The sequence below is a fragment of the Georgenia sp. X1117 genome (assembly GCF_057784635.1).
The window spans coordinates 708,774-723,151 of the sequence record NZ_CM173492.1 but is presented as its reverse complement, the minus strand read 5'-3'; the positions used below and the strand labels follow the sequence as shown (position 1 = coordinate 723,151).

Genomic DNA, 14,378 nt, shown 5'->3' with positions numbered 1-14,378 from the left:
AACATTCTTCGCGGGGCCCGCACCTCTTCATGGGGTGCGGGCCCCGTCGTGTGCCCGCACGGTCCGCGAGCGGACGGGCTCGGCGGCCCCGCGCGACTCAGGCGATCGCCGGCGGGTCCTGCGGCGCCGTCGCGGTCCGGCCGAGTCGGGCCAGCTCGCCCGGCCCGACGACGACGGCCGGGAAGGGCAGGCGACGCAGCCCGCGGTCGACTGCTGCGGCGTCGAGCGGGTGGTGGGCCGCGACCAGGACGACGTTGCCGTAGCGGCGTCCCTTCCACACCGCCGGGTCGACGACGGCCAGCAGGTGGTCGAAGACCGCGGCCAGGGCGGCCAGCTCCTCGCGCACCCGGCGCAGGCCGGGGGAGTCGGTGAGGTTGAGGACGTAGACCCCGCGGGGTGCCAGCGCGGCGTCGGCCGACTGGACGAACTGCTCGGTGCGCAGGTGCTCGGGCACCTCGGCGTCGACGAAGACGTCACGCACGAGCACGTCCGCGGACCCGGGGTACAGGTGCTCGACCGAGGAGCGCGCCTCGGCGTTGCGGATGCGCAGGGACGGGGACCGGGGCAGGTCGAACCACCGGCGGACCAGGTCCGCCAGGACGGTGTCGAGCTCGACGGCGAGGTGCCGGGACCGCGGCCGGTCGGCCAGCAGGGCGCGGGGGAGCGCGCAGGCGGCGCCGCCGAGATGGACGAACCGGCCCGGGCGCGTCTCGTCGCCGCGCGGCAGGGCGACGTCGACGACGGCGCGCACGTGCTGCATGTACTCGAACTCGAGGTGCGCGGGGTCCTCCAGGTCGAGGAACGAGGACTCCGAGCCGCCCAGGAGGAGCATCACCCGATGGGGTGCGCCGGGCTCGGGCACCACCTCCGCCACCGAGAAGGTGGTCGGCACCGGGTGCTCGGGCCAACGGGGGTGCACGGACCGGGGACGCGGCGTCACCCCTGCACGCTAGCCCCGGTGTCACCCGTCGGCGCTACCGTCGAGGGGTGAGCCGCAAGCCGGTCCGCGCGAGCGGGAGCCAGCGCCGGGGACCGACCCCCTTCGGGGCGGACGACTCCGGCTGTCACGTGCTGCACGTGGACATGGACGCCTTCTTCGCCGCGGTCGAGGTGCTCGACGCCCCCGAGCTCGCCGGGCGACCGGTCATCGTCGGCGGCCCCCAGCGCGGGGTCGTCTCCGCGGCGACCTACGAGGCGCGTGCCTTCGGGGTGCGCTCGGCGATGCCGGTGGCCCAGGCCCGCGCCCTGTGCCCGCAGGGCGTGTTCCTGCCCGGCCGGCACGAGCGCTACCGGGAGATCTCGCGGACCGTGATGGCGGTGCTGGGATCGGTGACCGACCGCGTCGAGCAGCTGAGCGTGGACGAGGCCTTCCTCGACGTGCGCGGGGCGGTGCGGCGCCTCGGCCCCCCGCTGACGATCGGCGCGCACGTGCGCGCCCGGGTGCGCGAGGAGACCGGGCTCGCGGCGTCGGTCGGCATCGCATCGACCAAGCACGTGGCCAAGATCGCCTCCGGCGCGGCCAAGCCCGACGGGCTCCTGCTCGTGCCTTCGGCCGCCACGCTCGACTTCCTCCACCCGCTGCCGGTCGGCGCGCTGTGGGGCGTGGGGGAGAAGTCCGCCGAGGTCCTGCGCCGCCACGGGTGGGAGACGGTCGGCGACGTCGCGGCCGCCCGGGTGGTCGACCTCGAGCGCGCGCTCGGCCGCGCGGCGGGTGCCCGCCTGCACGCCCTGGCGATGGGCGCCGACGCACGCGAGGTCCGCTCCGAACGGGCCGCGGAGAAGTCCGTGGGTTCCGAGCACACCTTCTTCGACCCGGTGGCCGACCGCGACGAGCTCGACCGGGTGCTGCTCGCCCAGTCGCACGCGGCGGCCGCCCGGTTGCGGGCGGCGGGGCTGACCACCACCACCGTGAGCATCAAGGTGCGCTTCCCGGACTTCACCACCATCACCCGTTCGCGGCGGCTCGGCGCCGGCACGAACCTCGCCCGGGACGTCGCCGCGGCTGCCCGCGGCCTGCTCGCGGCCGTCGACGTGCCGCGCCCGGGGCTGCGGCTGCTCGGGGTCCGGCTCGAGGGGCTCGAGGAGGCCGGGCAGGGTCTGCAGCTCGCGCTCGACGACGACCCGGGGACCGCCCGCGCGGAGGAGACGCTCGACGCCGTGCGGCAGCGGTTCGGGCGCGGCGCGCTCTCGCCGGCGGCCCTGCTGGGGCGTCGCCAGGGGCATCGGGGAGCGCAGCCCGGTCACAACGATCCCTCCGGGCGTGACGCGGGAGCCCGGCAGGACCTATCCTGAGAGCATTCGCGCTCCGTCCGGACGCGAGCAGACGTCCGACCGGTGAGGAAGGGGGCATGATGCCACTCTCCGACTATGAGCAGCGCATGCTCGCCCAGATGGAAGCGCAGCTCCACGCTGACGACCCGCACCTCGCCGAGACCCTCGGTGACCCCTCGGGGCCGGACCTGCGCAAGGTCGCCCTGGGGGCCCTCGTCGCGGTCGCCGGCATCGGTGCCCTCGTGGGTGGGGTGGCCACCGGGTGGATCTGGCTCGGCGTCCTCGGCTTCGCCGCCATGGTCGGCGGTGTCCTGCTGGGCATGACCCCGGGCAGGAACACGAAGACCAAGGGCACGTCCCCGGGTGCCGGCCCCGGCGGCCGTGGTGGCCGCGGCGGCACGGCCCCCCGCCGGCCCGGCCCCACGGGCGGGCGCAGCGCGAGCACGAAGAGCTTCATGGAGCGCCAGCAGGAGAAGTGGGAGCAGCGCGGCGAGGGCCGCGGCGTCTGACCCCGGCGCCCGCGCGGTGACCCCCGCGCCACGCACGACCTGACCGACGGCCCCCGGCCCGCAGCGATGCGGACCGGGGGCCGTCGTCATGCTTCCGCCACGTCGCTCCACAGGGTCGCTCCACGTCGCCCCACTCGGGTCCCTCCACCGCGCTCCACCGGGTCTCCCCACGTCGCCCCACTCGGGTCCCTCCACCGCGCTCCACAGGGTCGCTCGACGTCGCGCCACCGGGGCGCTCCACGTCGCCCCACCCGGTTCCCCCACATCGCGCCACCCGATCCCCCCACTTCCCTCCCCCTGGGGGCCCGCTGGCGCTGCCGGCGCCCGAGCGGCGGCCCGCCCGACGCGGACGAACGGCAGGATCTCGCCGTTCCTATCCCGTTCTCCCGGCCCCCGACGCCGGCGCCCACCATCCGTCCGGCCTCCGTGTCGAGCCGCGCCACGCTCGGGCGCACCCGCGTCCTCCACCGCGCTCCACCGCCCCTGACCTGGCCTGCCGCACGACACGCAGGCGATGTGGGTGGCTTCTGCTATCGCGGTGGAGGGAAGTGGAGTAACGTGGGGATCACGGGAGCGGCAGGGCGACGACTTGGGAGGTGCCGCGATGTTTCTCGGTACCTACGAGCCGCGTCTGGACGACAAGGGGCGGTTGATCCTCCCCGCGAAGTTCCGCTCGGACCTGGCCGACGGCCTCGTCCTCACCCGTGGTCAGGACCGTTGCCTCTACGCCTTCCCGAGGGGCGAGTTCGAGGCCATGCACGACCGCCTGCGCCAGGCCCCCGTGACCAGCAAGCAGGCCCGTGACTACCTGCGCGTCTTCCTCTCCGGCGCCACGGACGAGGTCCCCGACAAGCAGGGCCGCCTGACGGTCCCGTCCAACCTGCGCCGCTATGCGGGGCTGGACCGCGAGCTCGCCGTCATCGGCGCGGGCACGCGGATCGAGATCTGGGACGCGACCGCGTGGGCGGAGTACCTCGCGGCGCAGGAGGAGTCCTTCGCCGAGACCGCCGAGGAGGTGGTCCCGGGCCTGTTCTGACCCGACCGACCGACCGACCGCCCTGCCCGCCGACCGCCCCACCCACCGGCCCGCATCAGCCCCGACCGACACCCGCACCACGACCCCCCGGATCTCGCCCCGCGAGGTCTCCCACCGCACCGACGCACTTCCCCGGCGTCGGTGCCCCCGCCCCGGCGTCCTTCCCCGTCGCCGGATGCGGAGGTGGGAGTCCTGGCGGTACGAGACGGATCGCACCCCGGACCCGTGCCGCCTACCCCGACCCGACCAGCACCACGAGAGGAGGACCCGATGACCACCACGCCCCGACCGGAGCGCCCCCAGGGCCCCGCCGGCACTCACGACGCCGCTCAGACGGCCGTTGAGCCTGCCGCCGAGCCGGCCACCGCGGCGACGGCCGAGCGTCACGTCCCCGTCCTCCTCGAGCGCTGCCTCGACCTGCTCGCCCCGGCGCTCGAGGCCCCGGGCGCGGTGCTCGTCGACGCCACCCTCGGGCTCGGCGGCCACACCGAGGGGGCGCTGGCGCGGTTCCCCGACCTGCGCGTGCTCGGCATCGACCGGGACGCCGAGGCGATCGCGCTGGCCACCGAGCGCCTCGCCCCCTACTCCGCGCGGCTCACCGCCGTGCACGCCACCTACGACCAGATCGACGAGGTCGTCGCCGAGCACGCCGGGGGAGCGGTGGCCGGCGTCCTCATGGACCTCGGCGTCTCCTCCCTCCAGCTCGACGAGACCGACCGCGGCTTCTCCTACGCCCACGACGCCCCGCTGGACATGCGGATGGACGCCGACTCCGGGCCCACCGCGGCCGAGCTGCTCGCCACGCTCGAGGAGCGCGAGCTGCGCCGCATCCTGCGCGAGTACGGGGAGGAGCGGTTCGCCGGCCGCATCGCCGCCGAGATCGTCGCCCGCCGCGGACGCTCGCCCCTGCGCACCACCGCAGACCTCGTCGACGTCATCGACGTGGCCATGCCGGCCGCCGGTCGCCGCACCGGTGGCAACCCCGCCAAGCGCACCTTCCAGGCCATGCGGATCGCGGTCAACGGCGAGCTCGACATCCTCGCCCGCGCCCTGCCCCGCGCGGTGGCGGCGCTCGCCGTCGGCGGCCGGATCGTCGTCGAGTCCTACCAGTCCCTCGAGGACCGCCTCGTCAAGGCCGAGCTCGCCCGGGGCGCGACGACCTCCGCGCCCCCGGACATGCCCGTCGTCCCCGAGACCCACCAGCCCTACCTGCGCCTGCTCACCCGCGGCGCGGAGGAGGCCGACGACGCCGAGCTCGCGCACAACACGCGCGCCCGCGCCGTCCGCCTGCGCGCCGCCGAACGGCTGCGCCCCACCCCCGACCACCTGCGCCGGCCCGAGAGGTCGACCCCCTCCCGCGGCCCCGGTCGCAGCGGCCGACCCGCACGACCCGCCCGCGGCACGACCACGCAGCACAGGAGCACCCGATGAGCGCCCAGCCCGTGACCTCCGGGGCCCGCCTGCCCAGGCGCGCCCCTGCCGGCACCCCGACGACGACCCGGCGCACCCGCACCCGCCTGACCGTCGTCCCGAGCCCGGTGCCGGCGCGCTCCCGCGCACCCTTCGTCGCGGTCCTCGCCGCCATCCTGCTGGCGGCGCTGGCCACCGTGCTCGTGCTCAACATCCGCATGGCCGAGACCGCCTACGCCCTGCACGACCGGCAGATGGAGCTGGCCCTGGTCCAGGAGTCCGTCGACTCCCTCCAGGTCGAGCTTGATGCCGCCGGCGCCCCCTCGGAGCTCGACGCACGTGCCGAGGAGCTGGGCATGGTCCGTCCGACGACCACGTACTTCATCGAGCTCGCCACCGGGGAGATCACCGGCGGGCCCGCCGAGGAGGGAACGAACTGATGGCCCGTTCGCCGCTGGTGACCGCCGACCCCAGGGACTGGGTGCGCCGCACGCGCGTGCTGCTCGTCATGCTCCTGGCCGTCCTGCTCGTCGTGGCCGGCCGCCTCATCTGGGTCCAGGCCCTCGAGGGCCCCCAGCTGGCGGAGGACGCGCGGGAGAACCGCACGCGGAGCTACGCCATCCAGGCCCAGCGCGGGGACATCCTCGACTCCTCGGGCGAGGTGCTGGCCACCTCGGTGGAGACCTACAGCATCGGCGTCAACCAGCAGCTCATCACCGGCTACGAGGCACGAGACGAGGACGGCGAGGTCGTCGGCACCGGCATCTCCGCCGCCGCCGAGCGACTGGCCCCGATCCTCGGGCAGGACCCGGCCGAGCTCGGCGCGGCCATGGTCGGCGACTCCACCTTCGCCTACATCGCCCACGACGTCAGCCCCGCCGACTGGCGCCAGATCCGGGAGCTGGGGATCATCGGCATCGAGCCCGAGGCCACCGTCGACCGGCTCTACCCCAACGGCACCACCGGCGGCAACGTCGTCGGCTTCGTCGGCCGCGACGGCGAGGGGCTGGCCGGTCTCGAGCAGTCCTACGACGAGCTGCTCACCGGCACCGACGGCTCGACCACCGTGGAGATCGGCCGCGACGGCCAGGTCATCCCCGGCGCCACCCGCGAGGACGTCGAGGCGGTCGAGGGCCGCGACGTCCAGACCACCATCGACCGCAACCTCCAGTACGAGTGCCAGCGGATCATCGACGCCGCCGTCGAGCAGCACGGTGCCCAGTGGGGCGCGGTGACGATCGAGGAGGTCGGCACCGGCCGCATCCTCGCCCTGTGCGACAACAACACCGTCGACCCGGGCAACTACCAGGAGTGGGCGCCCGAGGACCGGGGCTCGCGCGCGGTGACCACGCCCTACGAGCCCGGCTCGACCGGCAAGATCCCCACCTTCGCCGCCGCCCTCGACTACGGCGGGGTCGACGTGGACTCGGAGTGGCTGACCCCCGACCACTACGAGGTCCCCAACGGCCAGGTCTTCCGGGACAACGACTCCCACGCACCCATCACGCTGACCACCGCCGGCGTGCTGGCCCGCTCGTACAACACCGGGCTGGTGCAGATCGGCGACACCGTCCCCGACGACGTCCGCTACGACTACTTCACCGCGTTCGGCCTGGGCCAGCGCACCGGCATCGAGCTGCCCGGCGAGTCCTCCGGCATCCTCTACCCGCACGAGCAGTGGGGCGAGCGCTCCCGGTACACGACGATGTTCGGTCAGGGCATGGCGCTGACCGTCCTGCAGTCCACCTCCACCGCGGCCACGATCGCCAACGGCGGCGTGCGGGTCGATCCGCACATCGTCGACGCCGTCGAGGAGGAGGACGGCTCGATGACGCCGACCACCCTGCTCGAGGGGCAGCGGGTCGTCTCCGAGGAGACCGCCGCCGACATGCTGGCCATGATGGAGGGCGCCGTCTCCGAGGAGGGCACCGCCCAGCTCGCCGCCGTCGAGGGCTACCGGGTCGCCGGCAAGACCGGCACCGCCCAGGTGCCCGACGAGAACGGCCCGCTCTCGGGCCGTGTGGGCACCTTCATCGGTGTCGTCCCCGCCGAGGACCCCGAGGTCGCCATCGGCGTCGTCATGTACAACGCCGACGGCGCGTCGTACGGTTCGCGCGTGGCCGCGCCCGTGTTCTCCGACGTCGCCGAGTTCACCATGTCGCACCTGGGCGTCCCGCCCTCGACCGAGCCCGCCCCCTACCTGGAGCTCGAGCCCGGCGTGCAGTGGGGCCCGCAGTGACGACGCCGCTGCGGCCCTCCTCCGTGGCCGGCGTCGACCTTGCCCGCGTGGCGGACGCCGTCGGGGCCCGGCTCGTCGGTGCGCGGCCCGGGCCCGGCACGGTGGTCCACGGCGCCGTGGCGGACAACCGCCTGGTCACCGGCGGCGAGCTCTTCCTCGCCCGGCCCGGCGCCCGGCACCACGCCGCACGTTTCGCCGCCGACGCGGCTGCCCGCGGGGCGGCCGCCGTGCTCACCGACCCGGCCGGTGCCGAGGTCGTCGCCGCGGGCGGGCAGGACGCCCTCCCGGTCCTCGTCGTCGACGACGTCGCCGCCGTCGCCGGGCCCGTCTCCGCCCTGGCCTGGGGGCACCCGGCGCAGCACCTGCGCACCTTCGCCGTGACCGGGACCAACGGCAAGACCACGACGGCGTTCATGGTCGACCACGTGCTGCGCGCCCTGGGTCGGACCACCGGGCTCATCGGGACCGTGGCCATCCGGGTCGCCGGCCAGGAGGTCCCCGCCGCGCTGACCACGCCGCAGGCCGACGAGCTGCACGCCATGCTGGCCGCCATGGTCGAGGCCGGCGTCACCGACCTCGTCATGGAGGTCTCCTCGCACGCCCTGACCCTGGGACGTGTGGACGGCCTCACCTACGACGTCGCCGGCTTCACCCACCTCACGCCGGACCACCTCGACCTGCACGGCACCGTCGAGGAGTACTTCGCCGCCAAGGTCACACTGTTCACCCCGGGGCGCTCGCGCTCGGCGGTGGTCACCGTGGACGACGCGTGGGGCGAGCGCCTGGCCGCCGAGGCCGGCCGGGAGCGGCCCGGCGAGCTCTGGACCCTGGCCGCGACCCGGGACGCCGACGTGCGGGTCGCGCCGGGCGGCCCCGGCGAGATCGCGCTGAGCGGTCCCGGCGGCACCCTGCGGACGTCGACCACCATGCCCGGCGCCTTCAACGTGGCCAACGCCGCCCTGGCCGTGGCCATGGTGCAGCGCGCCGGCACCGGCGCCGCCGAGCTGACGGCCGCCCTCGACGCCGCCGGCGGGGTCAGCCCGGCCGTGCCCGGCCGGATGGAGGTCCTCGCCACCGAGCCCCGCGTCGTCGTCGACTTCGCGCACAACACCGAGGCCCTGGCCTCCGTGCTCACCGAGCTGCGGCCCACCACCCGCGGACGGCTGTGGTGCGTCACCGGCTCGGCCGGCGACCGCGACGCCGTCAAGCGCCCGCTCATGGGCGAGGTCGGCGCCCGCCTGGCCGACGAGCTCGTCGTCACCGACGACGACCCGCACTCCGAGGACCCCGCCACGATCCGCGCCGAGATCCTCGCCGGTGCGCGCCGGGTGGCCGGCGCCGGCGTCGTCGAGGTCGGCGACCGCCGGGAGGCCATCGCGCACGCGGTGCTGAGCGCCGACCCGCGCGACACGGTGCTGCTGGCCGGGCGCGGCCACGAGACCGTCCAGGAGGTCGGCGAGGAGCAGCGCCACCTCGACGACCGCGAGGAGGCCCGCGCCGCCCTGGCCCGACGCGGCGCCGCCGTGCGGGAGGATGACGCGTGATCACTCTGAGCCTCACCGAGGTCGCCGCCGCCACCGGGTCGACCTCGGCCGTCTCCGACGCGCCCGTGACCGGCGAGGTCCGCCAGGACTCCCGGCTCGTGGGGGAGGGGGACCTCTTCGTCGCCATCGCCGGCGAGCGCACCGACGGCCACGCCCACGTGGCCGGCGCCCTGGCCGCCGGCGCGACCGGCGCCCTCGTCACCGACCCCGCGCGGCCGCTCGCCGACGGCGTCGACCCGGCGCGGCTCGTCGCGGTCCCCGACACGGTGGCCGCCCTCGGCGACCTCGCCCGCCACACCCTGGCGAGCCTGCGCACCGCGGGACGCCCCGACGTCGTCGCCGTGACCGGCTCGGTCGGCAAGACGACGACCAAGGACCTCCTGGTCGACCTGCTCACGCCCCGCGGGCCCCTGGTCGCGCCCCCGGGCTCGCTCAACAACGAGGTCGGCCTGCCGCTGACCGTGCTCCGCGCGGACCCCACCACGGCCAGCCTCGTCCTCGAGATGGGCGCCGACCGCGTCGGCAACCTCGAGTACCTCACCTCGGTGGCCCCGCCCGACGTGTCGGTGGTGCTCGCCGTCGGTCGCGCCCACCTCGGCCACTTCGGCGGCATCGACAACGTCGCCCGCACCAAGGCCGAGCTCGTCGCCGGGCTCGTCCCCACGGGCACCGCGGTGCTCAACGCCGACGACCACCGGGTCGAGGCCATGGCCGCCCTCGCCCCCGGCGAGGTCCTGCGCTTCTCCGCCTCCGGCTCGCCGCGCGCCGACCTGGCCGCCACCGACGTCACCGTCGACGAGGCCGGGCACGCCTCCTTCGTCCTGCGCACCCCCGCGGGCAGCGCCGACATCCGGCTCGCCCTGGTGGGCCCCCACCACGTGGCCAACGCCCTGGCCGCCGCGGGCGCCGCGCTCGCGCTCGGCGAGGACCTCGACGCCGTCGCCGCGCGCCTGGCCCTGGCCGGTCCCCGCAGCGCCCACCGCACCGCGGTGACCATGCTCGAGGGCGACGTGCTCGTCCTCGACGACTCCTACAACGCCAACCCCGACTCGATGCGCGCCGGCCTCGACACGCTGGTGACGATCGCCCCGGGCCGCCGGCGGCTCGCCGTCCTGGGCCACATGCTCGAGCTCGGCGAGGACTCCGCGGCCGAGCACGCCGCCCTCGCCCCCGAGCTGCGCGAGCGCGGCGTGACCGAGGTCGTCGTCGTCGGCGGCGAGGCCGCCCCGCTGACGGAGGCCGCCCGCGACCTGGGGATCAGGGTGGAGGACCTGACAAGCGGGTCGCCCGAGGAGATCGCCGCCCACGTGCGCGAGCGGCTGCGGCCGGGTGACGCCCTGCTCCTCAAGGGCTCGCGAGGCTCGGGGGTCTGGGAGGTCGCGGATCTTCTCACATCGGGCCCCGGCCCGTCCTCCACCTCCGCCGCCGCCGGTGACGGGAAGATGCACCCATGACCGCCGTCCTCGTGGGAGCCGGCGTGGCCCTCGTGGTCACGCTGCTGGGCACACCCCTGTTCATCCGTCTCCTCGTGCGCAAGGAGTACGGCCAGTTCATCCGCCAGGACGGCCCGACGAGCCACCAGACCAAGCGCGGCACGCCCACGATGGGCGGCGTCGTCATCATCGCGGCCACCGTGCTCGGCTACCTCGTCGCCAACATCAGCGCCGGCCGCCTGCCGCACGTCTCGGGCCTGCTGCTCATCTACCTCATGGTCGGCATGGGTGTGCTCGGCTTCCTCGACGACTACATCAAGATCTCCCGCGCCCGCTCGCTCGGCCTCGACGCGCGGGCGAAGATCATCGGCCAGGCGTTCATCGGCATCAGCTTCGCCGTCATGGCGCTGCAGTTCCCCTCGGAGAACAACCGGACCCCCGCCTCGACCGCCCTGTCCTGGGTCCGCGACCTGCCCATCGACCTCGCGTTCGCGGGTGCCGGCATCGGGCTGGTCCTGTTCATCATCTGGGCCAACTTCCTCATCACCGCCTGGACCAACGCCGTCAACCTCACCGACGGCCTCGACGGCCTGGCCACGGGCACCTCGGCGATCGTCTTCAGCGCCTACGCGGGCATCGCCTTCTGGCAGTCCAACCAGTCGTGCCAGGTCCTCGCCGAGCCGGGGGCCGGCTGCTACGAGGTCCGCGACCCGCGCGACCTGACGATCATCGCCGCGTGCATCGTCGGCGCCTGCCTGGGCTTCCTGTGGTGGAACACCAACCCGGCGAAGATCTTCATGGGGGACACCGGGTCCCTGGCCCTGGGCGGCGCCCTGGCCGGGCTGACCATCCTCACCCGCACCGAGTTCCTCGGGGTCGTCATCGGCGGCCTGTTCGTCGCCGTCGTCATCTCCGACGTCATCCAGATCGGCGTCTTCAAGGCCACCGGGAAGCGCGTGTTCAAGATGGCGCCGCTGCACCACCACTTCGAGCTCTCCGGCTGGGGCGAGGTGACGATCGTCGTGCGGTTCTGGCTCGTCGCGCTGCTGTGCGCGGCCGCGGGCCTGGCCATCTTCTACGGCGAGTGGGTCGCCGCCTCATGACGGCGGGCGAGCAGTCCCTCCTCGCGCGGGACGCGGCACGCGCCCCTCAGCGCACCGCCCTGGCCCGACGCCGGGCCGAGGACCTCGCCGGGGCGCGGGTCGCCGTCGTCGGGCTGGGCACCTCCGGCCGCGCGGTGCTGCGCGCCCTCGACGGGCGGGTCGCCTCCCTGGTGGCCACCGACGCCGACCCAGCCGCACTCGAGCGGGCGCGCGAGGAGGTCCCCGCCGCCGAGCTCGCCGCGGGCCCCGACCCCGAGGCGCTCGCCGAGGTCACCCTGACCGCCGCGCCCGACCTGCTCGTCGTCGCCCCCGGCATCCCCGCGACCTCGCCCCTGCTCGTGAGGGCCGCCGCGTCCGGGATCCCGGTGTGGAGCGAGATCGAGCTCGCCTGGTGGCTCCAGCGCCCGCGCCCCGACGGCACCTACGCACCCTGGCTGGCGGTGACCGGCACCAACGGCAAGACCACCACCGTGACGATGACCGAGGCGATCCTCACCGCCGCCGGCAAGGTGGCCCCCGCCGTCGGCAACATCGGCACCCCGCCGGTCGAGGTCGTCACCTCCCAGGCCGTCCCCGACGTCCTGCCCGCCGAGCTGTCCAGCTTCCAGCTCCACTCGACCCGCTCGCTGGCCCCGCTGGCCGCGGTCTGCCTCAACCTCGCCCCCGACCACCTCGACTGGCACGGCTCCCTGGCGGCCTACCGCGACGACAAGGCCCGGGTCTACCGCTCGGTGACCGGGCTGTGCGTCTACAACGAGGCCGACCCCGCCACCCGCACGATGGTCGAGGAGGCCGACGTCGCCGAGGGGGCGCGCGCCGTCGGGCTCACCCTCGGGGTGCCCGCGGTCTTCCAGGTCGGCGTCGTCGAGGGGGTCCTCGCCGAACGCGTGCACGCCGGCCGGCACAGCAGCGCTGTCGAGCTCGGTGAGGTCGCCGACCTCGCCCACCTCGTCGGCATCGGCGCCACCGCCGACGACGTCCCCGACCACCTCGTCCTCGACGCGCTCGCCGCCGCCACCCTGGCGCGGGCCGCCGGCGCCGAGCCCGTCCACGTGCGCGACGCCCTGCGCGGCTACCGCGCCGGCGACCACCGGTCGACCCTGGTCGCCACCCGGGCCGGGGTGCGCTGGGTCGACGACTCCAAGGCGACCAACGCCCACGCCGCCGGCGCCGCCCTGGCCGCCCACCCCGAGCGCTCGGTGGTGTGGATCGCCGGTGGCCTGGCCAAGGGGGCCCGCTTCGACGAGCTCGTCGCCGAGAACGCCCACCGGCTCGCCCACGTCGTCGTCATCGGTCGGGACCGCGAGCCGATCCTCGACGCCCTCGCGCGACACGCACCCGAGGTCCCGCTGGTCGAGGTCCTCCCGGACGACGATGAGTCGGTGATGGAACGCGCCGTCGGGCTGGCCGCCGAGGTCGCCCGCCCAGGACAGACCGTGCTGCTCGCCCCGGCGAGCGCATCCATGGACCAGTTCCGTTCCTACCTCCACCGTGGCGAGGCCTTCGCCGAGGCGGCGCGCGCCCTGCCGGGAGCGGGGGAGGACCGATGACCGCGACCGCCTCGAGGCGCAGCGTCACCAGCGCCCGCCCCGCCGAGCGGCGCGAGGAGAACCCCGCGCTCAGCTTCTACCTCATCGCCGCCTCCTCGGCGCTGCTCGTGGCCTTCGGTGCCGTCATGCGCCTGTCCGCCTCCACCGTCACCGCCATCTCCGACACCGGCTCGCCCTACCAGGAGTGGGTCGGCCAGCTGCTCTTCCTCGTCGTCGGCGTCGCCGGGGCGCTGGTGGCCTCCCTCGTCCCGCCCGGCTTCTACCGGAAGATCGCCTGGGTGCTGCTCGTGGCCGGGCTGGCGCTGCAGAGCCTGATCTTCACCGGCTTCGCCCGCGGCCAGGGCGGCAACCTCAACTGGATCGTCGTCCCCGGCACCGGCCAGGTCATCCAGCCCGCGGAGTTCCTCAAGCTCGCCCTGGCGATCTGGCTCGGCGCGGTGCTGGCCCGCAAGGTGCGGGTGATGGACTCTCTGCTGCACGCCGCGATCCCCGGCGTCATCGGCGCCGGCGCGGCCATCGCCCTCGTGCTGGCCGGCCACGACATGGGCACCGCCGCGATCATGGTCGTCCTCGTCGCCGGCGCCTACTACGTCGCGGGCCTGCGCCTGCGCTGGTTCGCGCTCGTGGGCGTGGTCGGCGTGGGCCTGGCCGCCTTCCTCGTCATGTCCTCGGCCTCCCGACGCGCCCGCGTGGGCCAGTTCTTCGGGCTCACCGACGCCGACCCGCTCGGTGCCGGCCTGCAGCCTCTGCACGGGCTGTGGGCCCTGGGCTCGGGCGGCATCTCCGGGGTGGGCCTGGGGGCCTCCCGCGAGAAGTGGGAGTACCTGCCCGAGGCGCACAACGACTTCATCTTCGCCATCATCGGCGAGGAGCTCGGGCTCATCGGCACGCTCGTCGTGCTCGCCCTGTTCGCGGTCCTCGCCGCCGGCATCTACCGGGTGGTCCGGCGTCACCGGGACCCGTTCGTGCAGATCGCCGCCGCCGGCCTGGGGGCGTGGATCTTCGGCCAGGCCATCGTCAACATGCTCGTCGTCATCGGCCTGCTGCCCGTCCTCGGCGTGCCGCTGCCGCTGGTCTCCGCCGGCGGGTCCGCGCTCATCGCCACCCTGCTGGGCATCGGCGTCCTGCTGTCCTTCGCCCGCACCGAGCCCGGTGCCCGCGAGGCCCTGCGGGTGCGCGGGCGCAGCGCGCGCCGCACGGGGGCGGTGACGGCCCCGGGGCGCGGGGCGCGGCGTGGCTGAGCCGCTGCGCGTGCTGCTGGCCGGCGGCGGGACGGCCGGCCA

12 protein-coding genes are annotated in these 14,378 nt (G+C 75.2%); 11 read left to right on the top strand and 1 reads right to left on the bottom strand.

The window, feature by feature from the left end:
• Nucleotides 1–97: 97 nt before the first annotated feature.
• Entirely contained in the window at nt 98–940 is an 843-nt protein-coding gene (locus AC3D3D_RS03250) for a spermidine synthase (RefSeq protein WP_463660962.1), read from the bottom strand.
• A gap of 47 nt (nt 941–987) precedes the next feature.
• Between AC3D3D_RS03250 and dinB the strand changes: the two genes are divergently transcribed.
• The 11 genes from dinB (at nt 988) to AC3D3D_RS03195 (ending at nt 14,336) form a co-directional block, all read left to right on the top strand.
• Nucleotides 988–2,292, top strand: coding sequence for a DNA polymerase IV (dinB, locus tag AC3D3D_RS03245; RefSeq protein WP_463660963.1), 1,305 nt, complete (start codon nt 988–990; stop codon nt 2,290–2,292).
• A 56-nt stretch (nt 2,293–2,348) separates the two neighbouring features.
• Entirely contained in the window at nt 2,349–2,780 is a 432-nt protein-coding gene (locus AC3D3D_RS03240; RefSeq protein WP_463660964.1) for a DUF3040 domain-containing protein, read from the top strand.
• Nucleotides 2,781–3,384: 604 nt separating this feature from the next.
• A complete protein-coding gene (gene mraZ, locus AC3D3D_RS03235) occupies nt 3,385–3,816 on the top strand; it encodes a division/cell wall cluster transcriptional repressor MraZ (protein WP_463660965.1) in 432 nt (143 codons plus the stop codon).
• A 270-nt stretch (nt 3,817–4,086) separates the two neighbouring features.
• A complete protein-coding gene (gene rsmH, locus AC3D3D_RS03230; RefSeq protein WP_463660966.1) occupies nt 4,087–5,247 on the top strand; it encodes a 16S rRNA (cytosine(1402)-N(4))-methyltransferase RsmH in 1,161 nt (386 codons plus the stop codon).
• Nucleotides 5,244–5,666 (top strand): cell division protein FtsL, encoded by a 423-nt coding sequence (ftsL, locus tag AC3D3D_RS03225; protein ID WP_463660967.1) that lies wholly within the window; start codon nt 5,244–5,246, stop codon nt 5,664–5,666. Before rsmH ends, ftsL begins: the two co-directional genes overlap by 4 nt.
• Nucleotides 5,666–7,465: a peptidoglycan D,D-transpeptidase FtsI family protein gene (locus AC3D3D_RS03220; protein ID WP_463660968.1), complete on the top strand. Its 1,800-nt coding sequence runs from the start codon at nt 5,666–5,668 to the stop codon at nt 7,463–7,465. The genes ftsL and AC3D3D_RS03220 overlap by 1 nt, the downstream gene beginning before the upstream one ends.
• Nucleotides 7,462–9,009, top strand: a complete 1,548-nt coding sequence (locus AC3D3D_RS03215; protein ID WP_463660969.1) for a UDP-N-acetylmuramoyl-L-alanyl-D-glutamate--2,6-diaminopimelate ligase — start codon at nt 7,462–7,464, stop codon at nt 9,007–9,009. The genes AC3D3D_RS03220 and AC3D3D_RS03215 overlap by 4 nt, the downstream gene beginning before the upstream one ends.
• Nucleotides 9,006–10,463: a UDP-N-acetylmuramoyl-tripeptide--D-alanyl-D-alanine ligase gene (locus AC3D3D_RS03210; RefSeq protein WP_463660970.1), complete on the top strand. Its 1,458-nt coding sequence runs from the start codon at nt 9,006–9,008 to the stop codon at nt 10,461–10,463. Before AC3D3D_RS03215 ends, AC3D3D_RS03210 begins: the two co-directional genes overlap by 4 nt.
• The gene (gene mraY / locus AC3D3D_RS03205; protein ID WP_463660971.1) at nt 10,460–11,545 is read left to right on the top strand and encodes a phospho-N-acetylmuramoyl-pentapeptide-transferase; all 1,086 of its coding nucleotides are present in this window, start codon (nt 10,460–10,462) and stop codon (nt 11,543–11,545) included. Before AC3D3D_RS03210 ends, mraY begins: the two co-directional genes overlap by 4 nt.
• The gene (murD, locus tag AC3D3D_RS03200) at nt 11,527–13,095 is read left to right on the top strand and encodes a UDP-N-acetylmuramoyl-L-alanine--D-glutamate ligase (RefSeq protein WP_463660972.1); all 1,569 of its coding nucleotides are present in this window, start codon (nt 11,527–11,529) and stop codon (nt 13,093–13,095) included. The genes mraY and murD overlap by 19 nt, the downstream gene beginning before the upstream one ends.
• The gene (locus tag AC3D3D_RS03195; RefSeq protein WP_463660973.1) at nt 13,092–14,336 is read left to right on the top strand and encodes a peptidoglycan glycosyltransferase FtsW; all 1,245 of its coding nucleotides are present in this window, start codon (nt 13,092–13,094) and stop codon (nt 14,334–14,336) included. Before murD ends, AC3D3D_RS03195 begins: the two co-directional genes overlap by 4 nt.
• Nucleotides 14,337–14,378: the final 42 nt, after the last annotated feature.